The organism is Virgibacillus sp. LDC1 (assembly GCF_025792345.1).
In the GTDB taxonomy this organism is placed as follows: domain Bacteria; phylum Bacillota; class Bacilli; order Paenibacillales; family Paenibacillaceae; genus Paenibacillus_AQ; species Paenibacillus_AQ lautus.
In genome coordinates this window covers 107,882-131,842 of record NZ_JAOXLZ010000006.1, presented here as the reverse complement: position 1 = coordinate 131,842, position 23,961 = coordinate 107,882, and the positions used below count along the sequence as shown (strand labels likewise).

Annotated in this window: 20 protein-coding genes; 10 read left to right on the top strand and 10 right to left on the bottom strand. The window is 50.3% G+C overall.

What is annotated here, in order from left to right:
- Nucleotides 1-31: 31 nt before the first annotated feature.
- The 6 genes from OHJ21_RS28495 (at nt 32) to OHJ21_RS28470 (ending at nt 7,221) form a co-directional block, all read left to right on the top strand.
- Complete coding sequence (locus OHJ21_RS28495) at nt 32-781, top strand: energy-coupling factor transporter transmembrane component T (RefSeq protein WP_326118529.1); 750 nt, start codon at nt 32-34, stop codon at nt 779-781.
- On the top strand, nt 778-1,638 hold the full coding sequence (locus OHJ21_RS28490) for an energy-coupling factor ABC transporter ATP-binding protein (RefSeq protein ID WP_486021797.1): 861 nt from the start codon (nt 778-780) through the stop codon (nt 1,636-1,638). The genes OHJ21_RS28495 and OHJ21_RS28490 overlap by 4 nt, the downstream gene beginning before the upstream one ends.
- On the top strand, nt 1,635-2,441 hold the full coding sequence (locus tag OHJ21_RS28485) for an energy-coupling factor ABC transporter ATP-binding protein (RefSeq protein WP_486021795.1): 807 nt from the start codon (nt 1,635-1,637) through the stop codon (nt 2,439-2,441). The genes OHJ21_RS28490 and OHJ21_RS28485 overlap by 4 nt, the downstream gene beginning before the upstream one ends.
- A gap of 20 nt (nt 2,442-2,461) precedes the next feature.
- A complete protein-coding gene (locus OHJ21_RS28480; protein WP_326118527.1) occupies nt 2,462-3,412 on the top strand; it encodes a nucleoside hydrolase in 951 nt (316 codons plus the stop codon).
- Between the two features lie 24 nt (nt 3,413-3,436).
- The gene (locus tag OHJ21_RS28475; RefSeq protein ID WP_486021793.1) at nt 3,437-4,372 is read left to right on the top strand and encodes a nucleoside hydrolase; all 936 of its coding nucleotides are present in this window, start codon (nt 3,437-3,439) and stop codon (nt 4,370-4,372) included.
- A gap of 215 nt (nt 4,373-4,587) precedes the next feature.
- Nucleotides 4,588-7,221 carry a family 16 glycosylhydrolase gene (locus OHJ21_RS28470; RefSeq protein ID WP_486021791.1) on the top strand — a complete coding sequence of 878 codons (2,634 nt, stop codon included), beginning with the start codon at nt 4,588-4,590 and terminating at the stop codon, nt 7,219-7,221.
- A 161-nt stretch (nt 7,222-7,382) separates the two neighbouring features.
- On the opposite strand, the gene OHJ21_RS28465 is transcribed toward OHJ21_RS28470, so the two are convergent.
- The 5 genes from OHJ21_RS28465 to OHJ21_RS28445 all read right to left on the bottom strand — a co-directional run bounded on the left by OHJ21_RS28465 (nt 7,383) and on the right by OHJ21_RS28445 (nt 11,308).
- Nucleotides 7,383-7,913, bottom strand: coding sequence for a DinB family protein (locus OHJ21_RS28465; protein WP_486021789.1), 531 nt, complete (start codon nt 7,911-7,913; stop codon nt 7,383-7,385).
- A 589-nt stretch (nt 7,914-8,502) separates the two neighbouring features.
- The gene (locus OHJ21_RS28460; RefSeq protein ID WP_486021788.1) at nt 8,503-9,102 is read right to left on the bottom strand and encodes a uracil-DNA glycosylase; all 600 of its coding nucleotides are present in this window, start codon (nt 9,100-9,102) and stop codon (nt 8,503-8,505) included.
- Nucleotides 9,103-9,481: 379 nt separating this feature from the next.
- The gene (locus OHJ21_RS28455; RefSeq protein WP_100541265.1) at nt 9,482-9,769 is read right to left on the bottom strand and encodes a hypothetical protein; all 288 of its coding nucleotides are present in this window, start codon (nt 9,767-9,769) and stop codon (nt 9,482-9,484) included.
- 56 nt (nt 9,770-9,825) lie between these two features.
- A complete protein-coding gene (locus OHJ21_RS28450; RefSeq protein WP_100541266.1) occupies nt 9,826-10,602 on the bottom strand; it encodes an AAC(3) family N-acetyltransferase in 777 nt (258 codons plus the stop codon).
- Nucleotides 10,603-10,753: 151 nt separating this feature from the next.
- Nucleotides 10,754-11,308 carry a TetR/AcrR family transcriptional regulator gene (locus OHJ21_RS28445; protein WP_100541267.1) on the bottom strand — a complete coding sequence of 185 codons (555 nt, stop codon included), beginning with the start codon at nt 11,306-11,308 and terminating at the stop codon, nt 10,754-10,756.
- A 167-nt stretch (nt 11,309-11,475) separates the two neighbouring features.
- Between OHJ21_RS28445 and OHJ21_RS28440 the strand changes: the two genes are divergently transcribed.
- Nucleotides 11,476-12,927, top strand: coding sequence for a DHA2 family efflux MFS transporter permease subunit (locus OHJ21_RS28440; protein WP_486021784.1), 1,452 nt, complete (start codon nt 11,476-11,478; stop codon nt 12,925-12,927).
- A gap of 53 nt (nt 12,928-12,980) precedes the next feature.
- Here OHJ21_RS28440 and OHJ21_RS28435 read toward each other — a convergent pair whose 3' ends face one another.
- Together OHJ21_RS28435 and OHJ21_RS28430 are read right to left on the bottom strand one after the other, a co-directional pair.
- Complete coding sequence (locus OHJ21_RS28435) at nt 12,981-13,559, bottom strand: TMEM175 family protein (protein WP_100541269.1); 579 nt, start codon at nt 13,557-13,559, stop codon at nt 12,981-12,983.
- A 152-nt stretch (nt 13,560-13,711) separates the two neighbouring features.
- Nucleotides 13,712-14,410: a DUF4386 domain-containing protein gene (locus OHJ21_RS28430; protein WP_486021782.1), complete on the bottom strand. Its 699-nt coding sequence runs from the start codon at nt 14,408-14,410 to the stop codon at nt 13,712-13,714.
- A 75-nt stretch (nt 14,411-14,485) separates the two neighbouring features.
- Between OHJ21_RS28430 and OHJ21_RS28425 the strand changes: the two genes are divergently transcribed.
- On the top strand, nt 14,486-15,358 hold the full coding sequence (locus OHJ21_RS28425; protein ID WP_100541271.1) for a helix-turn-helix transcriptional regulator: 873 nt from the start codon (nt 14,486-14,488) through the stop codon (nt 15,356-15,358).
- 357 nt (nt 15,359-15,715) lie between these two features.
- Here OHJ21_RS28425 and OHJ21_RS28420 read toward each other — a convergent pair whose 3' ends face one another.
- Nucleotides 15,716-16,636: an alpha/beta hydrolase family protein gene (locus OHJ21_RS28420; RefSeq protein ID WP_486022062.1), complete on the bottom strand. Its 921-nt coding sequence runs from the start codon at nt 16,634-16,636 to the stop codon at nt 15,716-15,718.
- A 160-nt stretch (nt 16,637-16,796) separates the two neighbouring features.
- On the opposite strand from OHJ21_RS28420, the gene OHJ21_RS28415 reads away from it, so the two are divergent.
- Nucleotides 16,797-17,267: a MarR family winged helix-turn-helix transcriptional regulator gene (locus OHJ21_RS28415; RefSeq protein WP_394059186.1), complete on the top strand. Its 471-nt coding sequence runs from the start codon at nt 16,797-16,799 to the stop codon at nt 17,265-17,267.
- Here the strand turns inward: OHJ21_RS28415 and OHJ21_RS28410 are convergent.
- Nucleotides 17,206-17,391, bottom strand: a complete 186-nt coding sequence (locus OHJ21_RS28410) for a hypothetical protein (protein ID WP_394059553.1) — start codon at nt 17,389-17,391, stop codon at nt 17,206-17,208. The genes OHJ21_RS28415 and OHJ21_RS28410 overlap by 62 nt on opposite strands.
- A gap of 218 nt (nt 17,392-17,609) precedes the next feature.
- Between OHJ21_RS28410 and OHJ21_RS28405 the strand changes: the two genes are divergently transcribed.
- Complete coding sequence (locus OHJ21_RS28405; protein WP_486021780.1) at nt 17,610-22,742, top strand: DUF7507 domain-containing protein; 5,133 nt, start codon at nt 17,610-17,612, stop codon at nt 22,740-22,742.
- A 442-nt stretch (nt 22,743-23,184) separates the two neighbouring features.
- On the opposite strand, the gene OHJ21_RS28400 is transcribed toward OHJ21_RS28405, so the two are convergent.
- Entirely contained in the window at nt 23,185-23,961 is a 777-nt protein-coding gene (locus OHJ21_RS28400) for a sortase domain-containing protein (protein WP_486021778.1), read from the bottom strand.

The window sequence follows — 23,961 nt, the reverse complement described above, 5'->3', positions numbered from 1 at the left end:
ATGGATACGCTTTCATAAAGGAGGGGTTCTTGTGAATAACGAACGGTCCTTATTGAGCCGTCTTTATCCAACAACCAAGTTTATGATTACCATGGCTTTATGCATGGCAGCATTTATCGTGCCCGGCTACGGGTTCAGTTACGCCGTCCTGCCGATTTGCATGGTGCTGGCCTACTTTGCCGGCAGCTTCAAGGAATTTTCCAATCTGGCGATCAAGGCACTGCTGATGATTGTTGTGTTCATCTTTATTCTGCAGAGCTTCTTCTATCCCGGCAACGACATTCTGTGGAGCTGGAGCATCTTCTCTATCAAGCGGGAAGGACTTGAATTCGCCCTGTTCCTGACATCCAAAATCGTGGCGGTGGCATCGGCCTTCATTCTGTTCTTCCGCATCACCAAGGTCAAGGATCTGGTCCATTCCCTGGAACAGATCGGCCTGCCGTCCAAAGTAACCTATGTCATCTTGTCCACCTTGCAGCTCATTCCGGAGATGAAAAAGCTGACCCACGTCATCATGGATGCCCAAAAAACAAGAGGCGTTGAAACCGAAGGCAAGCTGCTTGTCCGCATGAAAGCCTTCCTGCCGACCCTTAGCCCGCTCATTCTCGGTTCCGTGGCCAGCACGGAGGAACGGGTACTGACGCTGGAGTCGAGAGCCTTCTCGGCCAATGTCAAAAAAAGCAGCATCTACAAACTGGAGAAAACAAAGCATGACCGGCTGGTTCGAATTCTGCTGGTCGTACTGCTTGCCATCTTAATCGTCTGGAGAGTTGCGCTATGAGTATCATTACGATCAAGAATCTATCCTACCAATATCCGATCAGTGAGACCGATGCACTTAAGAACGTGAACGTAACGATCGAAAGAGGCAAGCTGTATGCGCTGATCGGGGCCAACGGAGGCGGAAAAACGACCCTGTGCAACGTCATTCGCGGGTTTATCCCCCACTTCTATAAGGGAGATCTGCGCGGCGAGGTGCTGATCGAAGGCAAGGATATCCGCGAATGGGAAATGGGCGAGCTCTCCCAAAAAATCGGCTATGTGTTCCAGAATCCTTTTACACAGATCAGCGGCGTGAAGGATAACGTGTTTGAAGAGATTGCATTTGGCCTTGAAAATCTGGGCATGGAGCCCGGACTTATCCGGGAGAAGGTGGATCAGGTCATCCACATGCTGGAGATCGATTATTTGCGGGACAAAAACCCGTTCGAGCTCTCCGGCGGCCAGAAGCAGCGGGTTGCGCTCGCCTCCATCATCGTCATGGAGCCGGATGTGCTGGTTATTGACGAACCAACCTCGCAGCTTGATCCGAAGGGGACGGAAGAAGTGTTCAAGATTATTGAGCTGATGAAGAAAAAGGGAAAAACCATCATTCTCGTCGAACATAAAATTGAGCTGATTGCTGAATATGCCGACAATGTCATTCTGCTGAGCGAGGGTGAAGTGGCGATGCAAGGCAGCTCACAGAAGATTCTTACCGATGAGCGCGCCCTGGCATTCGGAGCCGCGCTTCCCCAATATTCGCTGTTCGGCCTGGACATGCGCAAACGGGGGATGGATCTCGGCAGCATCCCCTTAACGGAAAAGGAAGCCCTCGAGGCCGTGCAGACATGGATGAAGAAGGGGGTTAACGCATGAGCTTTCTGACTTTGACGAATGTTTCCTATGCCTATCCGAACGGCTACAAAGCGGTGGATAGCGTCAACATGTCCTTCCGAAAGGGGGAATCCGTTGCCATTGTCGGCCAGAACGGGGCAGGGAAAACGACCACCGTCAAGATGATGAACGGGCTCCTCAAGCCTTCTGAGGGAGATGTCGTCATCGACGGCTGGAATACGCGGGATTATACCACCGCGCAAATATCGAGAAAGGTCGGCTATGTGTTTCAGAACCCGGACGACCAGATCTTTCATAACGATGTGTACAGCGAGATTGAATTCGGCCCCCGCAAGCTCGGCCTTCCGGAGGAACAGGTCAAAGCGAACGTCATGAAAGCGGCGGAGCTGGCAGGCGTCGTCCCGTTTCTTAAGGACAATCCGTACAATTTGCCCTATTCCATGCGTAAATTCGTAACGATTGCCTCCGTCATTGCGATGGATTCCAGCGTCATCATTCTGGATGAGCCGACGGCAGGCCAGGATCTTCCGGCTATGGCGCGGCTCGCCCATCTGATCGAGGCTTTAAACCAGGAAGGAAAAACCATTATCACCATCACGCATGATATGGAATTTGTCGTGAACAACTTCCATCGGGTCATCGTCATGGCGAACCGCCAGGTCATTGCGGATGACGACAAGCGGGCCATCTTCTGGAATCTGGATGTACTGGAGCAGGCGATGCTGAAGCAGCCGCATATTAGCAGGCTCTGCCACTCCCTGGATATCGGCCATAACATCCTGGCGATACCGGAGCTTGCGGACGAGCTTGCCAAGCATAAGTGATGGAATAAGGGAGTGACGATATGGAGCAGGTAAAGCACATCTTGTTGGATGTGGATACCGGCGTGGATGATGCCCTGGCGCTCATCTTTGCCGTAAAATCCAATAAGCTGCATATAGAAGGCATTACAACGGTGTTCGGCAATGTGGACGTGAAGCAGGCGACGGAGAATACGCTCCAGGTGCTCGAATTGGCGCAGCCCCGGTACGAAATTCCCGTTGCTATGGGAGCGGACGCCCCTTTATTTCGCCCTCGCCGCGAGAACGTAACCGCCATTCATGGAGCCAACGGCCTGGCCGGATATGAACTGCCGGAGGAGGCGCGCCAATCGCCGGTGAACGAGAGGGCATCTGATTTCATCGTGCGGAAGGTACGGGAACAGGCACATGACATTACCCTGGTATTCACGGGCAGGCTGACCAATCTGGCGGTGGCGCTCGCCAAAGACCCGTCGATCGCGCAGAAAGCCAAGCTGGTGCTGATGGGAGGCGCCATCAAGGTGCCGGGCAATATAACGCCCGTATCCGAAGCCAACATCCACGGCGATCCCGAAGCGGCGCACCGGGTGTTCGAGTCCGGGATTCCGATTACGATGGTAGGCCTGGACGTGACCGGAAAGGCCAAGTTCGGCGAGGCTCATTTTCAACAGCTTATGAACGGTTTCACGGATGAACAGGCAGAATTAAGAGCATTCATGCACCATATATTCACCTTCAGCTTTGAGGCAAGCGACCGCTTGAACGAGGGCAGATATCGGCTGATGCATGATCCGCTGGCGCTGGCTGTCGTCGAGGACGCTTCCCTTGTGGAGATGGAGGATTATTACGTCTATATCGAGACAAAGGGACTGGTATCTTCCGGTGCAACGCTGGTCGACTTCAGGCGTCCGCAGTCACGGACCAATGCCTCTGTCTGCATGCAGGTCCGTGAAGAGGCATTCCTACAGCATTACATTCGCACGGTGCTGTCATAACCGTCAAAGGAAGGAGCATGATTAATGCATCGAATCGTATTGGATGTGGATACGGGCGTGGACGATGCGCTGGCGATTGCCTATGCCGTCCGCTCTTCGGCTCTCGATATCCTGGGAATAACGACCTGTTTCGGAAACGTTCCGGTAGAGTACGCCACTCGCAATACGCTCCATGTGCTGGAGCGACTTGGCGCAGCCGGAATCCCTGTCGCCATGGGGGAAGCCGCCCCCTTGTTCCATCCCTCTATCAAGTCTTATCCCGTCCAGTTTCATGGCGAGAATGGACTCGGCAACCTAGCATTCCCCGATCCGGGAGCCAAGCCGGTCTCCACGTCCGCCGCGGCCTTTATGGTGGATCAGGTCCGGCGATATCCGAAGCAGGTAACGCTGATCTGCGTCGGCCCATTGACCAATCTGGCTGGGGCCATTCTGCAGGCGCCGGAGATATCGTCGTTGGTCCGTCAGATTATCATAATGGGCGGAGCCGTGGGCGTGCCGGGCAACCGCCGGATGCATGCGGAAGCGAATGTATACTCCGACCCGGAAGCGGCCCAGCTCGTCTTCCAATCCGGAGCTCCGATTATGCTGGTCGGCCTGGACGTGACCATGCAGACCGAGCTCAGTCTGGAGGATATTCAGCGCTGGAGAGACCTGGATTTTGACCTGACCCGCTTCTTGGCCGACATGACTTCCTACTATATCGGAGGCTACCGGGAAGCCTATGGCGACCGGACCGGCTGTGCCCTGCATGATCCGCTGGCGGTAGCCGTCGCGATCGACCCGAGCCTGGTTGAGGTTCAGCCGATGGTGCTGCAGGTCGATCTGGAAGGCATTCACTCCTATGGCAGAACCATTGCCGATCTGCGTCCGCGTTGTACCGCTCGGCCGAACGTCAACGTCTGCACCGGTGTCGACGCCAAGCGGTTCCAGGAGCATTTTATGAAGACCTTGATGAAATAGCTGCAGCATAAGGAGTGAACGCCGGGTGCGTTTCACTCCTTTTTTGATGAATGATCTATCCCCGCCTAAAACCCGAAATAATGGGACACAACCAAAAAAATGGTACCTATCCTTCTGATTATGAAATTCGATAGAATAAAGATGTTCTTAGGTGTAAGCGTTTTCCATTACGCGCATAGTCTGGGAGAATCCATAATGATTAAGGGAGGGTATTTATGAGGCGATCTTACATTACGGAAAGGCGGTTTAGGCAAAAGGGATTGAGTTTGTTCTTGGCGGTCCTGATGCTGGCTGGCATCGGTCTATGGCCGACCTCGAAGGTTCAGGCAGCTGAGGCTGCCGGGACTACCATTACCTCAATGTCTTACTTTTCGGCAGCAGACGGGCCTGTCATCACAAAATCAGGGGTTGATCAGGCTAGCTACGGTTTTGTCATGCCGATCTTCAACGGAGGCTCCGCCACCTGGAATGATGTTGCCCAGGACCTGGGAGTAAAGGTGAAAGTAAATGGCAGCTGGGTTGATATCGACAGTGTCAGCAGCTTTGTCTATAACCAGAATTGGGGTCACTGGAACGACGGCGGCTTTACCGGCTATTGGTTCACGCTCTCCGCAACGACCGAAATTCAGCTGCACTCCAAAGCCAATGGGGTCACGCTTGAATATTCACTTGTCTTTCAAAACATCAACAAAACAACCATCACGGCGATGACCCCGACGCAAGGCCCGCAAATTACGGCAGGTTTTACGGGCGGTGCCGGCTTTACCTATCCGACTTTCAACCATGATCCCGCCATAACCTATGCGGCCGTAGCGGATGATTTAAAGGTGTATGTGAAGCCTGTAAACAGCAGCCAATGGATCGATATCGACAACAATGCAGCCAGCGGCTGGATCTACGATCAGAACTTCGGCCAATTCACCGACGGAGGCGGCGGCTACTGGTTTAACGTAACGGAATCGATTAACGTCAAATTAGAGTCAAAGACCTCTTCGGCTAACATCGTATATACCATCACCTTTAATGAGCCCGTAAGAAATTCTTATGTGCTTACGCCTTATGAAGGAACGACCTTTACAGCCGATGCGAGCGGCGCTATCGGCATCCCACTGCCTAAAATTGATGGGGGTGCGCCAATCGGCACCGAGCTTGGCAATTTCGTATACCAGATCCATATCAACGGGCAATGGGTGGATTTGGACAATTCGAGTCAGAGCGGATTTGTATATGCCGCTAATGGCTACAACAACATGTCTGATGCCAATCAGTGGGGATATTGGGCCGACCATATCTATGGCCTGTGGTTTCAGCCGATCCAGGAGGATATGCAGATCCGTATCGGCTATCCGCTAAATGGGCAGGCAGGTGGAAGTGTGGGCAGCAATTTCGTCAACTATACTTTGATTGGCAACCCGGATGCTCCCCGCCCGGATGTAACCGATCAGGAGGATATTCCGATCGGAACGCCAAGCGACTCGGCCATCGAGGGCATGGATCTCATCTGGCAGGATGAATTTAACGGAACTGCGCTCGATCTCAGCAAATGGAATTATGAAACAGGTTATTATCTCAGCGACGATCCCAATACCTGGGGTTGGGGCAATTCGGAGCTGCAGCATTATACCGATCATGCACAAAATGTTTATGTGCAGGACGGAAAGCTTAATATCAAGGCCTTAAACGAGCCAAAATCCTTCCCGCAGGATCCAAATCGGTATGCACAATACTCCTCCGGCAAGATTAACACCAAAGATCATTTCTCCCTTAAGTATGGCCGAGTGGACTTCCGTGCAAAGCTGCCTACAGGCAACGGCATCTGGCCTGCGCTCTGGATGCTTCCGCAGGATAATGTGTATGGGACATGGGCATCCTCCGGTGAAATCGATGTGATGGAAGCAAGAGGACGCCTGCCTGGCGCGACGAGCGGCGCCGTACACTTTGGCGGGCAATGGCCGACGAACCGGCATCTTTCCGGCGAATATCACTTCCCTGAGGGGCAAACCTTTGCCAATGACTATCATGTCTACTCGGTCGTCTGGGAAGAGGACAGCATTAGATGGTATGTGGATGGCAAGTTCTTCTTTAAAGTAACCCGGGATCAATGGTATTCCGCAGCGGCGCCGAACAATCCGAATGCTCCTTTCGATCAGCCGTTCTACCTCATTATGAATCTGGCGATCGGCGGGACCTTTGACGGCGGCCGGACCCCGGATCCGTCCGATATTCCTGCAACGATGCAGGTGGACTATGTGCGTGTGTATAAAGAAGGAGAAGGCGGCGGCCAGAATCCGGGAAACGTGCCCGTTACCGGCGTAACGGTGAATCCAGCCACAGCACAGGTGGAAGTCGGGCAGAGTGCTCAATTAAACGCCAGCGTGGCACCGTCCAATGCAACGAATAAGCAGGTCACCTGGTCCGTTTCGAGTTCCAGCATCGCATCCGTGAGTCCGAGCGGTCTCGTGACAGGGCTTGCCCCGGGTACGACAACCGTCACGGCGACGACCGCTGACGGCAATAAAACAGCCAGCGCTACCATTACCGTTGTGCAGGCACCATCCACCGTGATTGTCATCGGCGATGAGGTGAAGGGCCTGAAGAAAATCGGCGATGACTTGCTGTTCTATGTCAATGGCGCGACCTTTGCCGATTTACACTATAAGGTCAATCATGGCGGGCAGCTGAACGTAGCCATGGCCCCAACGGGGAACGGCAGCTATACCTACCCTGTCAATAACTTGAAGCATGGGGATACCGTCGAGTACTTCTTTACCTATAACCCGGGGCAAGGAGCACTGGACACCCCTTGGCAGACGTATGTTCATGGGGTAACGCAAGGAACGCCGGAGTAACCCGGTAAGTCCGGGCGAACATGTAAATGGTTGAAAAACCGGTGTCTGCTCCGGGTTGCAAGTGCGCAATATCCAATAAATCAGGGCTCTCTCATCCATAAGAGGGCCCTGATTTTATGGAAATGGATTCAATACGGCAATTGCTTGCCCTATAACCCCTTTTATTTTGAAATTGAATTTTCTGCATACCACTTTCTTAATAGATTAATATGCGCTTGATGGTATCGGTTGTGGTCAGCCATATGCCATAATCCCCAGCGAATGGTTGCTTGCTTTTCATTCTCATGACCAAAGGTGACAACTCGGTCTAGATCATCATCTTGTAATTGGGTGCAGGTGTCTTTCAACATGTTTAACACATCTTCATACTCCGATATCAGGGTGTTGAGAGCCTTGCCTTTGACCATCGGAAGTCGGTTACTCGCATCAATCATGGGGCCATATTGTTCTTGTAAAGATTGAGGAAGAGGCTCCCCTTTCATTCGGTACACCCAATTCAAATCAACATACAGGATATGTCTTATTAATTGGGCGGTACTATTAAAGCTGCCATTGAGCCCCCTGTAATCGACTTCTTCCTGCGTCATCCCCTTCGTGATCAGTTGAAGTCGCTGGTTATTTTCTTTCACAGCCGAAAACAGCATGCCCACGATCGGTGACATATTCGCTTCCCCTTGTAAATCGCACAACATCGGGCTTTTCCTCCTTCCATATGGGTCTACATATAAATAAACTCGCTCTCCTTCATCCGCCATAAATATTCATATATCCCAGAACGCTACACCAAAGTTTCGAGGCCAAGTATGGAGGAAATTTTCAAACGGGTCCAGACTTATTGGTTTGGTACCAACCATAGGACCAAACCATACCAACAAACGGGCCTGCAACTAGCTTTATACATAATACGACGATGACCCACATCATAGGAATCACTTTTAGACTATCCATGTAAACTTCTTTACTGAACCCGCGTTCCAATCCAATAATAATCGGCGCGATCGTGTTTACTGAAATAATCGATATGATCAATAAAAATAATATACCCTCTTTTCCGTTTCTAGGCAGTCTTGTCTCTACGTACTTCTGGTTTGCCATCCCCTATCATCACCCCTCCAAGTAAATGTATCACCGTGTTATTTTAGCGATTTAGGGGTCTTCTTCATAAGTGAACATTTGATAACCTTTGATTTGTTCGGAGCCTATTTTCTGGATTTCTACGTCGAGGAGGCCCGAAGGATCTATTGGTAACGTAGCGGCTCTCTTTTCATAGAATTCGTTGATTTATGTTTCCCTTGCTGCCCTGTTCTCCCACTTCTCCTTCAAAGCTTTCAAGTCCTCAACAAAGAACCTTAGCAAATTGGGTCTTCTTCTTACTGCCAGCGGGTGATAGGTAAAGCCGATCGGTACCTCTTGGAACTCGTGCCAGCTTCCTCGAAGCTCCTTGACGGTGGCATTCTCCTTCTGCGGGAATAATCCTTCGGCCACGGCATTCCCAAAGCCAAATAGTACTAGCGGCTGCTTCTGAAGGATCTGCGACTGCAGATGCGGAAGACATGCCGCTCGGGTTGCAGGTTTATCGTAAGCACGGATTGGCCGGCGTTTCAGCAAATAGGTGACATAAACCGTATGTATATCCATACCCGCTTCCCTCATGCCGAGTTGGAGGGTTTCCCGGGTACCGCATAAGAACTCATTTCCTTCCCGGTCCTCCCGGGCTCCCGGATTATCCAGGATCATCATCAGCGAGCCTTGCGGATTGCCTTCCCCCCAGATGACGCGATTCCGCTGTTTGAACAGTTCGCAGCGCTCACAATCCTGAATACCTTCGGGCGCTTGCTCTTCCGGCAAGATGATGCAGGGATGATCCATTTCCGTAGACATGCCCATCCTTCCTTTCTGTCGCATGCAATGGTTCCATTATGCCCACCTAATGTAAAAACTTGCCTTCAACTATATACGGACTACCTTATTGTGTTGAAATCCCACTACTATCTCGGCAGAAACAAAATGGCTTTGAACACGTCAAGCACTCGGTATTCCTTCTACGTTAATTCTTCAAACATCATACCCAGAACCTCCCATTTCGCCGGACATTTCGGAATTTGGTGAAATAGTCCGGCGCTCCGATTCCGGTTTTCAGCCGTTTTCACCGTGAGCGCCGTTTTCGCTTCCCTGGAACTGAATTGCTTCCGTTTGCTGTGTAACTCCTTTTTGTATAGGCTGGGTGAGTGGCCTCGCGCAGCTGCCCCTATTTTGTATACTACTTACCATCAATCTTCAATTTTCGGTACGTATCGAACGCCACCATAGGCATTTGCAACGAACCCTGATAGCAGTCGCCCAGGAACTGAAATACCGCGCCTTCGGTCCGCAATCCTAACACCTGCTGGATTTCCTTGAACCGAATCTTTGAATCCATTCCTAAATCCACCATCTGTTGCTCCTGGTAATCCCTCAGATCGTTTTTTTCTTTCTCACTCCGGTGATAGTACGCCAAAAGCTTCTGAATCACTTCGTATTGAGTCTTTACCCGCAGCGTTTCGGACATTTCATTCAGTTCGTCCCGCAGTTCTCATGTCGTCATCTGTAGGTCGATGACGTCCTCTAAACGTTAAGCATGGTATGGTCCAAAGGATGATTATCCGAGAACAAATCCCGATTGTGCTTGAGCATTTCCGTTATGACATCCGCCACCGCGGCTGCATCGCATACGCGGACAACGGCATCGCCAAGATACCCCTTATGCATCGCACCCCGACTTTCAAGGACCTCATCGACTTTCCAAAAATGCTCCGACCACGACAACCCGCAATGTCTGCGTGAAGGTACGGGGATTTCCGTCCCATCCGGTAACACCGTGTACAGCTTCTCATGGTCATCCGTTAACCTGCCCGGTATGTCCACCCACTCCTCGACGCCATGAATAAAGGTGTTGCGCTTTAAATCGACACCCACTAACAAAATCGTCGCCTTGCGGTCAAGCAGCTTGCCCCAAGCGGATCCCCTAGCGCATGGCGTATCGAAACGATGATCGTCACTTGTGAACTCTTTGGAATCCCGACCTAATGCTGCCACGGAATGCGTGGGGTGCAGCGAACGCACCACATCCGGGCGTTTTCGAAAAAGCTCCGGCAGGACTCCGACACAAGATGGGGATTGGTCCACGTAAAATCTTGGATTATCCGCATTGATATAAGACCACGTGTGGGTGGGCAGCACCAGCAGCCCCTCTTTCATATACGCTGTTAGCGCATCGAGGACCGTGTCCGCGCCGCCTTCGACCGGCCCCATACTCTTCATGGAAGAATGGACCAACAGCGTCCCTTTGCCGTCAATGCCCAGCTGCTCTAATTGCTTCATTATGCTTTCCAATGTGTGCATATTCTTCTCCTCCTGGGCCAGGATATCAAAAACTGGCTGTCATAACTTTTATTGAAGATACGTCCATGATAAAGAGGACTGGGAATATTTTCAATGTTTCTATGCATATTGGTTCTAACGTTCCAAGCTTGGCCTCTTTGCGCCTAATCGGTTACAAATACTTTCTTCTATACATCAAGGTAATCTGATCCGCTATGTATTCAGCGCTATGCTCGGTACCATCCTTAATCCACCACATAATAATCCCGAGAAGGGATGATGCCACAATATCAACGGAGGCAACCCGACTCGTGGAATTGATGTTTCTAGCGTCTCTGCGCTGTTCTATCGTATTTTTCAATAGGTTCGACAAGTGAGTTTTGAAGCCCGTATGCTCAACCAATACGGCGAAAATTTTCCGGTATTCATAAAAATAATTTAAAAATGTAATCAGCTGCTCCCGTTCGTTTCGGCTCTTCACTTGTAATAGCGGCTCGACTTTCATGGACAGGTCGTCAAAGATCTCATGCACGATCTGGCGCAGCAAGTCGTTAATATCCTCATAATGCAAATAGAACGTGGCACGATTTAGGTCTGCACGGGTTGCAATTTTTTGAACGGTCAATTGGGAAATTTCCTGATTGTCGGCCAGTAATGAAAAAACGGCCTGTTTCAGCATCTTTTTGGAGCGAATGGCTCGTGGATCCACTCTTTTATGTTCAGCCATGTCATCCCTCGATTATCGTTTATTTGTCACTTCATCGACCAATCTTCCCATACTGTCGTTTAGTTGACAGTTTCAGCCGAATTGTAAATAGGAATCACTCTTCAATGCTGATAAGATATATTTTATTGACACTGTGTCGAAAAAGCAATGAAGAGAGGACAGCAGCCATGCAAGAAGACATAAAGAAAATAAATAAAGGGATATTACTGACCATCTTAATCCTTGGTTGTTTCTTATCCACGCTCAATCAGACGCTATTAAATGTCGCCTTAAGCAATCTAATGGATGTATTTAATGTCACGGCAGCAACGGTACAATGGATTTCAACGGGATTTATGCTGGTCAACGGGATATTGATCCCGATTACGGCCTATTTAATGAAACGCTTTACTACGCGGCAATTATTTATAAGCGCCATGTCGTTTCTATTAATCGGTTCGATCATTTGTGCGGCGGCGCCCAGCTTTATTGTGCTCTTGTTAGGACGGATGATCCAAGCAGCCGGTGCCGGCATTATCATGCCGCTCATGATGGGTGTTGTGCTCGCCATCTTTCCCGTTGAAAAACGCGGCAGCGCTATGGGGCTGCTGGGGCTGGCCATGATTTTTGCTCCGGCCATTGGGCCGACGCTCTCGGGATTTATTGTCGAATACCACTCTTGGCGCTGGTTATTTATCGGTCTCATCCCGCTTGTCATCATGGTCATCGCATTGGCATTCAAGTATCTCGTCAATGTATCCGAAACAGCCAAGTCGAGGCTTGATGTGGGAAGCGTTCTATTATCAACCGTCGGATTCGGCTTTATTTTATACGGCTTCAGTAGTGCAGGCAGTAAAGGCTGGGACGATGTAATGGTCATCTTATCCTTATGCATCGGGATCGTTGTAACGACCCTATTCTGTATTCGACAAGTCAAGTCCGATGATCCACTGTTGAACCTCTCTGTCTTCAAAAATAAAATCTTCACATTAACGTCTCTTATTAACGTACTAGTCACGATGATGATTTACGCAGACATGATCTTACTGCCTATTTATCTGCAGGATGGTCGGGGTTTTACAGCATTCGATGCAGGACTGCTTTTATTGCCGGGTGCGCTTGTAAATGCACTGATGTCACCCGTCACCGGTAAATTATATGACCGTTTCGGTGCGAGACCGCTGTTCATCATTGGTTTGCTGTTTATTATTCCATCCATGTGGGCGGTAACAGATTTATCGGAGTCAACAACGTATATGTATTTGATGATTCGTACCATTTGCCTGCGAATCGGATTAAGCTTCATCACCATGCCACTCAATACGGCCGGACTCAATGCGCTGCCTAAACATCTCGGTACGCACGGTACAGCCGTGAATAATACTGTTCGCCAAATTGCCGGTGCCATTGGTACAGCCGTCGTGATTACGATTTATACCGTGCAGGCAACCAGCCACGCAGCGGATGTGATGCAGAACAATCCTACAACGACTGCTGAGCTCCTTAAATCCCTTACATCCATTTTAGGGGCAAGCGACGCCTACTACTTCATGATGATTCTCTCCGTGATCGCATTGGTTATAACATTATTTATGCCTATGAAAAGCAAGACCATGATCGAACGAAAGCAAGCTCTATAAACCAAAAAAAGCTCTTCGAAGCCCGCCTGCATGCGAGAATCGAAGAGCTTTTCTTAGTGGCTTCTCAAGGCGTGCTCGATTCGCTTATCCGGCATGAACCAGATTACGGCAACAAGTACGAAAAAGAAGCCGGATATCCAAACACTCACATAAGCGGTCAAGGCCGCAGTCAAGTAGAGTAAAGGAGATAGTTTTCCCTTCCAGTCTTTTCCTATCGCTCCAATGAATGAGGAATCGCCGGAATGCTGGTTCATAATCATGCGCTGAAGCAGCCAGTACGAGAACGCCGCTAGCAATAAAATAATCCCGTACAGCGCCGTTGGAGTAGGTGCAAAATGGCTTTCCCCCATCCAAGCTGTCGTGAACGGCACAAGGGATAGCCAGAATAAGAGCAGCAAGTTGAGCCACATCAACCGTCCGTTCATCGTTCGAACCATATGCAGCAGATGATGATGATTGTTCCAGTAGATGCCGACATATACGAAACTGAAAATATAACTAATAATTTTTGGTCCCAGTTCAACTAGCGCATGCCAGTCATGGCCTTCCGGCACTTTGAATTCCAGCACCATGATCGTAATAATAATGGCCAACACACCATCGCTGAATGCTTCCATCCGATTTGCTTTCAAATCGTCTCACCTTTTCCCCTCGCATCATATGTCTCTTATTCCATTATAGAGATCGTTTGTCCTGAGTCTACCTACTTTTCACCTGAATTTTGGTTTGACCCTGCAAGGTTAGAAATGTGTAAAATTTTTCCCATTGGCATCTGTAAGCACCTCTATTTCGCTTTTAGTTTTTCAAGGTTTTGCTGGTGAAACCCCTTCGCAATGAACCAGACTGCTAAACTCATTTCATAAACACCCACAGGCAGAGCAAGGAAACCTTTTGCAGCGGAGAGAGGTTCGATCAGACCGAACATTTCTAATAGACCGGCTGCGAATACGAGTGCTGCTGTAATCATACCAAATAGCGCTAACGGTCTTGGCACCAAACCTGTTCTAAAGAGCAAATAACTATACAATGCCGTATTGATACCCAGCATAAAATTGGGGCCTAACGTCGAAGTCCAACGATGGAAAGCTTGCAGCATGTAGCCGATCTCGTGAAGATGGTCTTCACTTGCTATGCGGTTTGCTTCATAATGAATACTAAGCTGAACTAAACCTAATATACTCACCACTCCTATGGCAATAAGAACAGCCTCCATAAATCGAAAGCATAGGTACCCGAGGGCTAGATGTTCATTCCATCGACGAAGGTAAGGAAACAGCATAACCGCCGTCCCTACTGCAGTCAGGACGAGCAAAAGATCGTTAATAACACCGATCATAACCTGTGTTTTCAATCCATTGGCCGCGGACCTGTACCATTGTTCTGACAATACCGGCTCATAAGAAATAACAGCGATGACCGAAGTGACCGCAGCGGCAATATAAAAAATTCCGATCAGAATTCCATTCTTTCTGTCTTGCGTCATATAACGTTCCTCCTTTGGCTATTACCATGATTGCAATAAGTTACAGAACATTCTGTTCATGGATTGGGGATTATTATGGACCATTATGAAGTCATAGAGCGTGCTTTAATCCATATTGAGAACAATTTAGACCAGCCTTTATCACTTGAGTCTGTGGCTAACTCCTTCAACATGTCCAAATATTACTTTCACAGACTTTTTTCTGCCATGATGGGTTGTTCTTTAAACCACTACATACGATCCAGAAGATTGAACGCCTCCCTACAATTCATTCATACCGGTCACTTATCACTAACGGATATCGCCTATCAGCTAAACTTTGGAACTCCATCATCGTTCACCCGCGCTTTCAAAGACCAATACGGTATGGCTCCAAGCACTCTAAGAGCAGAAAATTCAACCATTTCCCAGACACCCATCCCTTCCGTGGTTAGAAGACCCATCAAAAACATTAATGGTGATATCGTTACCGATTTCACCTTAATGGACTTCGAATCCATCCGGGTGTGCGGCATAGCTTTTGAGGTTGACCTGGCAACGGATGATTACAAGACGAAGATCCGGTCTCATTCGCATAAACTGTTACATGACATTGATAAAACCGTACATGGCCCATGTTATGTCATTTATTCAAATTGCCAACCCGATTCAACCCAATTCAAGGTCCTGTTCGGAATTCCATATGACATTCAGATCCATAAACCTTTTTATTTTACCGTTGATGTCCCACAACTCTTCTGTGCCAAATTCAAATATTTTGGTGATCTTCTTGATATAGGAGATGTCCTCAAAACGGATTACGCAAGATTTCTAAAGATCTCCAAGCAGGAAACTGAACATTCACACATCGAGCTCATTCAAGCTTTTGATGATATTCACAATCTTGAATCGACCTACCACATCTATGCACCTATTAAAAAACTGCCTATTGATTCGGATTATGAATAGGTCTCTTCCGGCCACCCCTAATCTCCTTTAAGCCCTCCATTCTGATGCAATAATGATGGGATGCTCACAAGATAACATAATGGCTAGACCTGCACTTTCCCAATCTTGCTGTAACGAAAAAAGCACCTCTTTCGAGAAGCCGATTCATCAACGATGTGACCCGTTTTTCTCGTTAGTAATGTTATCTTTCAAATATCCGTCACTAGTTGTACGGTTCTCCTTAACGGGACTATAGGCAAAAAAAAACGAAAGGAGCTGCTGCGGCAGCTCCTTCGTTATTTCATTGAAATATTTATACTACCATAAGGGCCAGTAGGCATTGTCGTGGCTGTCGGGTCGTTACTGCCCGCCAGACCCTTACTTCGACTCAATACGCCCCAACGGGATGGCGCTCTCTTCCAGAGCCGCACGAGCTGCCGGCCAACTGGAATCGTCGAGGTCGAGCGCGTTGCGAAGGTAGGCCAACGTGAGCCGCTGGATCAGGGCTACTCGTTCAGGGCTCTCGTCCGTCGTCTCCGCGACGCTGTAACCGGAGATCCCGCCGAGCGAATGCTCTCCCCCGAAGAGGGTGAGCAGGCTCTTGCTGCCCGGGCTCAGAAAGTACGGGTCGGTGAACCAGTCGGGCCCCCGAGTGGACAGTTGAGAGTGATCATGGTCCCCCGCTACCACGAGGGTCGGCGTGCTCATCTCCGCAAAGCTCGGGTTCATGAAGGGGAAGTGCTCTGCCGCGAACGGACTCAAGTCAGCTCCACCCTTGCCAGTCGTGGCAAGCAGCAGGCCCGCCTTGATCCGCGAGTCGGACATGTCCTCTCCCGGCTCGCCGTGGTCATCGAGGACTCGCGCGCCGAGCAGCATGCTCACCGTTTGGCCTCCCCAGGAGTGTCCGGCTGCGGCGATGCGGCTTCGATCGAGGCGCCCACTGAGACCGGGAACGGAAGCTTCAATAAGATCAAGCTGGTCGAGGATGCGCTTCAGGTCCTCGACTCGGAAACGCCAGATCCGTGGCGTACGGGGATCGTCAGGAGGAAGGTTCAGCGTCCTCGAGTCGAGATGAGTGGGTTGAATGACCACGAAGCCGTGAGCAGCCCAGTAGTCGACCAACGGGCCGTAGCCGTCCAACGACCAGCCATAGCCGTGCGAGAAAACTATAATAGGCAATTCACTCCCAACCGCGGGCGCGGACACTCGCACTTGCAGATTCTCACCGCGATCTGGAGCTGGTAGCACTACCGGCTTCGCCGAGACGACTGGACTAGGCGAACTAATGTTGATATTCATCATAAATGTTCCTTTCTTGAAGAAAGATTAGCCAAACCGCTTCTGGAAGGAAGCGATCAAGCAGGTTCCCTGAAATAAGCCAGAACAATAGGTTGACACGTCAACTATAAGCAACTGTAGCATATTGTGGTTGACACGTCAACCATGCTATGATGTTCCTATGGATAAGAACGAGCTAAACGAAGAGGAAATGCGAATATGGCATATGTGGAAAGGCTCCTTTCAGAGCATTTTCGGTCGCGTAATAAAAGAGATGTCTGAACACACAGGACTATCAGAGGGTGATTATGGGGTATTGGATCGGTTAGTCCTTCTGGGGAACGGGAGCCTTCGCCAACAGGAGTTGGCCGACTCGATGGACTGGGATAAGAGTCGATTATCCCATCACCTGACGCGGATGGAAAAACGCAAACTTGTGATGAGGAAACCATTAGACACAGATCGCGGTGTTCAAGTCATCATCACTTCAGCTGGAAAATCGGCATTGGATGATGCCCGTCCCATAGTCTCTAAGGCAATACGCAAACATTTCCTTGATCAATTAACGGATCAAGACATTGAATCGATCACTAAGCTTGCGGAAAGGACAAAAACAGGGCCTTCAGCGTCTTGTGAAGCCCCGCCGACATGACTGCGTTTTTGATGTTATTCATGAAGTGAATAAGTGGATCGGTACTCAATGAAAAGAACTCTCCAGACTCGGAGAGTTCTTTCATTTTTATCCATATATTTTCCGGCAGCTCCTTCTTCTTCATTTACGTTCGCTATGCATCAAATTCCACTCCGTATTTATGGAAAATAGCCTTGTAACCTCAGACGAGTCCATTCACCACCGGTAAGCAGCCGAACGTAATGACGCCATTCAACAAAAGGAAAAATTTATAAATGTGGATATGCATTATAAAACGCCCGGCGCATATATGAATACAGTGATTGTTTACTGGTGAGCCAGGAAAATACGGGAGGGGACGCCATGATACCAAACGAAACGAAGCGTCAGACGCCTATCGGGAGCTATAGGAACGTTCCGCTTACTTTCACGGAAAATGTCGGTCAAACGCGAGGAGATATCTGCTATTTATCTCATAAACCCGGAGTTACTATCGGGTTCTCCTCCGCGGAGATTCAGTTTGTTCTTACGAAGAATACGCCGGATCGGCGGGAGGGGATGGCGCTCTTCCTGCAATTTCTCGGCGCGAACGCGGACGTGCAAATCGAAGGTCGTCGCCAAGACACGGGGAAATTCAATTATTTTATCGGCAACGATCCGGCGAAGTGGCATACCGCTGTCCCAACCTATCGGGAGATTGTCTATCGGGAGCTGTGGTCCGGAGTCGACTTAGTCCTCTATGGGGACAACGGAAAATTCAAATACGATGTCGTTGTTCAGCCCGGCGCCAGACTTGACGATATCCGGTTCGTCTACCGCGGTGCAGACGAGTTGTCCTTGAGTGAAGAAGGTAATCTTCAAATTCATACCTCTCATGGCGTTCTGACGGAGGAAAGACCCGTCAGCTATCAGGTGATTGATGACAGCAGGGTTCCGGTGGAAAGCCGATTTGTATTGCCTGAGGGCCAAGGGGATTGCGTCTTTGGCTTCGAAATCGGCGATGGATATCATCCGGGTCATCCGCTCGTCATTGATCCGTTTGTGCTGTTTTATTCCACTTATCTTGGCGGAAGCGACACGGATATCGGTTTTAGCATCGCGGTAGACAATCAGGACAATGCCTATGTGACGGGGCAAACCTTATCCCTTGATTTTCCGATCACCCCTGGCGCATTCCAACCTGGCAAAGACGGATCTTCCAGTGCGTTTGTCACGAAAATGAATTCCAGCGGCACCTTTCTCGAGTATTCTACTTTTATCGGCGGCAACAGCTTTGATCTAGGACGCGGTATTGCTGTCGATGATTCCGGCCACGCCTATGTAACGGGGCAGACCCTTTCCCCCGATTTCCCTACGACGCCGGGAGCTTTTCAGACATTCATCGGCGGAGCCCAGGATGCGTTCGTAACCAAGTTAAGTCCGGACGGCGGCTTCCTCATATATTCCACGTTTCTTGGCGGAGAGGGAGTTGATACCGGATTCGGCATTACTGTCGATAACGTAGGAAGTGCTTATGTTACAGGAGGTACATCCTCTGTCAACTTCCCCCTCATCAACGCATTTCAAGGGTTTATTGCAAATGAGCATGTTTTTGTTACAAAATTGAATCCTGGCGGCAGCGCTCTTGAGTATTCCACGCTCCTGGGAGGCCATGGCATCGAAACGGGGCGCGGCATTGCGGTAGACGGTGCAGGCCAGGCTTACGTGACGGGGCTGACGACCTCCGTGGACTTTCCTACCACACCGGGAGCGTTCCAAATCAATCTTACGGGCGTCATCGGCGCGTTCGTATCGAAAGTGGATCCCAGCGGGCTCGCGCTCGTGTATTCGACCTTCCTTACCGGTAATGGCGACGACGAGGGGCATGGCATCGCAGCTGATGAGTTCGGCCAGGCTTACGTGACGGGAAGCACTACTTCTTTTGATTTCCCGGTTACGCCGGGATCATTTCAGCCCTTCTATGGCGGCGGGTCTTCGGACGCCTTTGTAACGAAATTAAGTCCGAGCGGCGATTATCAAGTCTATTCCACCTTTCTTGGCGGGGGCGAGTCGGATGCAGGCAATGGCATCGCGGTGCGCACAGGCTTCGCTTATGTGACGGGAAGCACCACATCGTTCAATTTCCCCACTACTCCTGACGCGCTCCAGCCGTCCCTCCATGGCGGTAGCGATGGTTTTATTACGCAACTCAACATCATGGGCAACGAGCTTGTCTTCTCCACATACTTGGGCGGCAGCTCAAGCGACACCGGGAATGCCATCGCCGTTGACAATACAGGCTGCGTTTTCGTGACCGGTCAAACCTTCTCTTTCGATTTCCCGGTTACTGGCGTGTTTCAGCCGTTTTTACGTGGGGACAGCGATGCTTTTGTCATAAGACTCTGTTTAAGTCTGGGGACGACGATCAATAAGTTTCCGGACCGCTACGAGGTGCGTCGCGGCGAACCGGTGAGATACTTTATCGAAATCCACAACCCAAGCGCCACAACGCTTACGAACGTGGTCGTTGAAGATCCAACGCTCGGCATTTTCCAGGTCATTCCTGAAATCCCTCCCTTCTCGGTCCACATCTTGGAATTTGACTTTATTGTTCCTTTTGACGCGCCTTTCGGACCGCTCAGAAATATTGTCTCCATCACCTCGGATCAATTCGGCGAGCCGCTTACAGGCGAAGCGGAAATTCTCATAACGCCATCTCCTGCTTTGATAGCTACCAAGACGGTAAACCCGCCCGCCGCAGCTCCGGGGGAAACGGTCATCTTTACAATTACGCTCGTGAATCAAGGCGACGTCGAGTTATTCAATGTTCACATCGTCGATCCACTTATCGGACTGGATCAGTTTATCAACGTTCTTTACGTCGGAGAGGTATTCGTCATCGATTGGCCGTTCATCATTCCCAAGGATGCACAGGCAGGACTGACCATTTCCAATATCGTGACGATTACCGCAGACAATCTGCCTAATCCAGAGGAAGTTGGAACGGTGGTCGAGGTGCTGCCGGTTCCTAGACTGGATATCACGAAGACGGCAGATCGCAACGTCGTTTTTCCGGGCGAAACGGTAAATTATACGATTCAGGTCTTCAATACCGGAAATACGGACCTCTTCAATGTTCATGTGACGGACGATCTTACCGGATTCGACATCATCATTCCTTTTCTCCCGTTCGGACAAAGCGAGACTTTCGTAATACCGTTCTTTTTCCCGCTGGAAATGCCACCTCAGACGTATACGAATACGGCGGTTGCCACTAGCGATCAGACGGAGCCCGTATCCGACAGCACGGATGTGACGGTGCTAAGCGATCCGCGTCTTGGGATCAGCAAGGTTCCGGCGACGACCACCGCGGTGGTCGGGCAGACGATCCAGTATACGATCACGCTGGAGAATATCGGAAACGTGCCGCTGACAGGCATCCGGGTCTTCGATCCGCTGCTTGGATTCGAAAGATTCGTAGACATTTTGTTCCCAGGGGAAGTTCTAACTTTTGTATTTGATTTCACCATCCCGCAGGATACCCCAATCGGATCAGATATTTTCAATATCGTTAGCGTAACATCGAACGAGGGAGTAACCGAGGAAGCGGAATCGTCAGTCACGGTAACGGGTTTCGGGCTGTCGCTGACAAAGGTGCCGGATCTTCCGGCCGTTGCTCCCGGCGAGACGGTCACTTACACGCTGACCGTAACAAACTTGCTGGATGTGGCGCAGACGAATGTCGTGCTAATCGATGCACTGCTGGGGTTAAGCGAGGTGATAGACTTCCTCCCTGCGAATGCAACGGTTACCCGAACGGTGGTATTCACCATTCCTGTGGACGCTCAGATTAGCAGCGTCATTCAAAATACATTTACGGTCGCCTCCGATCAAACACCAGAGCAGGAAACGATCGCCGAGGTTGTCGTAATTCCGCCTCCGGGCCCGGCGCTTCGGATCCAAAAGCTTCCTGACCGCAATACGGCTTCCCCTGGCGAGACGATCACTTATACGCTAACTGTAACGAATTTGTTGAACATTCCTCTGACAAACGTCGTGCTGACCGACGCGCTGCTCGGGCTGAGCGAGACGATTCCCGTCCTGCAGGCAAACGAGACGATTACCCGAACGGTGACGTTCATCGTTCCCGCGGACGCCCAAATTGGCAGCATCATTCGAAATACGTTCACCGTCTCCTCGGATCAATCGCCGGATCTGGAGTCATCTGCCGAGGTTCTCGTGCAAACTCCCCCAGGGCCGTCGCTCCTAATCCAGAAGGTGCCTGACCGCAATACGGCCGCGCCGGGTGAGACGATTACGTATACACTGACCGTAACGAACTTACTGGATACACCACAGACGAATGTCGTGCTGACCGACGAACTGCTAGGGTTTAGCGAGACGATCGCAGAACTCCCTGCGAATGGTACGATTACCCGGACGGTGACGTTCACCGTTCCAACGGACACACCAAATGGCAGCGTCATTCGGAATACGTTCATAGCCGTCTCGGATCAATCGCCGCAAGTGGAGACGATTGCCGAAGTGAACGTCGAGATCGGTCCCGCTGTAGAAACGACTCTAGCGGTTCGCAAACTTCCGGATCGGACTACCGCGGAACCGGGCGAGACGATTCGTTATACTGTCGAAGTTACGAATACAGGCACAATTCCGGCGACCAACGTTGTCGTGCGCGACTCGCTCACCGGCCAACAGCTCACGATCCCGGTCATTGCGCCAAGTGCGACCGAGAGGGTGCAGTTCTCGTTCACGGTACCGGCAGGTACACCGCAAGGGCAAGTGATCGCTAACCGAGTCACGGTGACCTGGACCGAGCAGTCTCCCGATACACCGCCCGCAGAAGACGAGGTAAGGGTAGACATTGCTATTCCCGCTGAACTGCCGGATCTGGATGTCGAAGCTACGCCGGATTTGCCGAGTCCGGGAGAGACGGTAATTAAGACGATCACCGTAACGAACACCACGGACATCACGCTGACGAACGTGAACGTCTTCGACCAGTTGATTGGCTTCCAGACGATTATTCCTTCGCTTGCACCCGGGGAGAGTCGCGTGTTCAGTCTGCAGCTCCCGATACCTCCTGGCACGGTAGGCGGAACGGAGTTCCGAAACATCGTCACGATGCGCCCTGACCAGACGCCGCCTCAGCAGCAAGAGGTCACCGTAGAAGTGCAGTCGCTCCCGGACGCGTCGTTGACCAAAACGGTTGACCATCCGGTCGGAAAACCAGGGGATAAAGTAATTTTCACTATTCGGGCATGCAACACGGGCAATGTCCCGCTATTGAACGTGTTGCTGACCGACCCGCTGCTCGGCATACAAGTGCGAATTGTGCGATTCGAGGTCGGAGCCTGCGAGACACTGCAAGTACCGTTCGTGCTTCCGGATGTGGAGGAAGACACCCTCATCGTTAATTCAGTGAAGCTAACATCGGATAACGGACCAACTCGCGAAGCGAGCGCATCGGTCACGGTTATCACAGAGGAAGAGGAGTAAAAAAATCGCCCGCTCACCGATGGTGAACGGGCGATTTTCTATGAGTTTTTCCAGCTATGTCCTCGAACTTGCTTATTCTCTCCACGCCCCTATTTACGTCTCTCCAATCACCCGCAATGCGAGTGATCAGCGTAAGCATGACTTGTATGATATCAGCCGGAGGAGCGTTAGGCCGATCAATCTCGCATCATCATGGAGAACCTTCCTTCAGCACGAAGAGCTGCCTTGATAGAACTTCTTGCGATCGCAGATTTACTTGTCGACATATGTCTACAAAACTCACGTTATTTATGGTGCGGCACAGCATAACGGATCCATCGGCGATAAATAAGAGCACCTACACGGGTCCCCCTAAACTGGATCAAATAAAGCCTAAAAAAATCGCGTCCTCCAAGGGAGAACGCGATATAAAACAACTTGACTCTGTGTTTCAACATCGTCATTAACGCTTTCGGGCAACCACCGCTAACCGGCCGTTTTCGGTCGAGTACTCGCATGTGGACAGTACAATAAGCTGGTCGCCATACCGGGCTGATACGCCCGTGTCATAAAGAGCGAGTTTTTTGATGTTCTGAACATACGAATCGAACTCGGCGGGCGTACTTACATTCTCAATCTGGTAGTATTTAAAAACGTCCTCCGATTTGCGATAAACTTGTGACAGAATGACGGCAACAATCTCATACTCTTCCTTTTCGTAAAGCGTGCTGAACTGGAACGCAGCATGCTCTTTGTAAAAGCTTTCGTTCTTGTACTTCATTAAATCTTTGAACATCCAGCCGCTTTTCATGTGATGGCCATGAATCAGCAAAATGTCCGCACCGTTGGTCCGGCTATGCGCGTCCAAAAAGGGGAGGCCGCCTTTGTTTTCCTTTTTATCGAAATCATGATTGAGATAGTAATCCGCATCCTGTGGATTCTGCATGACCGGGTACTCAATTCGGGTGCCGTCCATCTTGAGCCAGCCGACGATGTCCGAGTTCCTCTCGTAAAGCTCTCGAAATTCGGTAAGCATGACCGGCACATTCGCCTTATGGAACAAAACGGAGGGGGATGCAGCCCCTCCGCCTTTGTCCGACCCTTCCTCCCAAGCTGTTGCCAGCTCTTCGATTTTCTGCTGCTCCACATAATCCCGCAAGAGAGCTCGCGAAAAATTGACGAGCGAAAATACCAATACAAGGAAAGAAACGGCGATAAGAATTTTTTTGGTTTTGCTCAT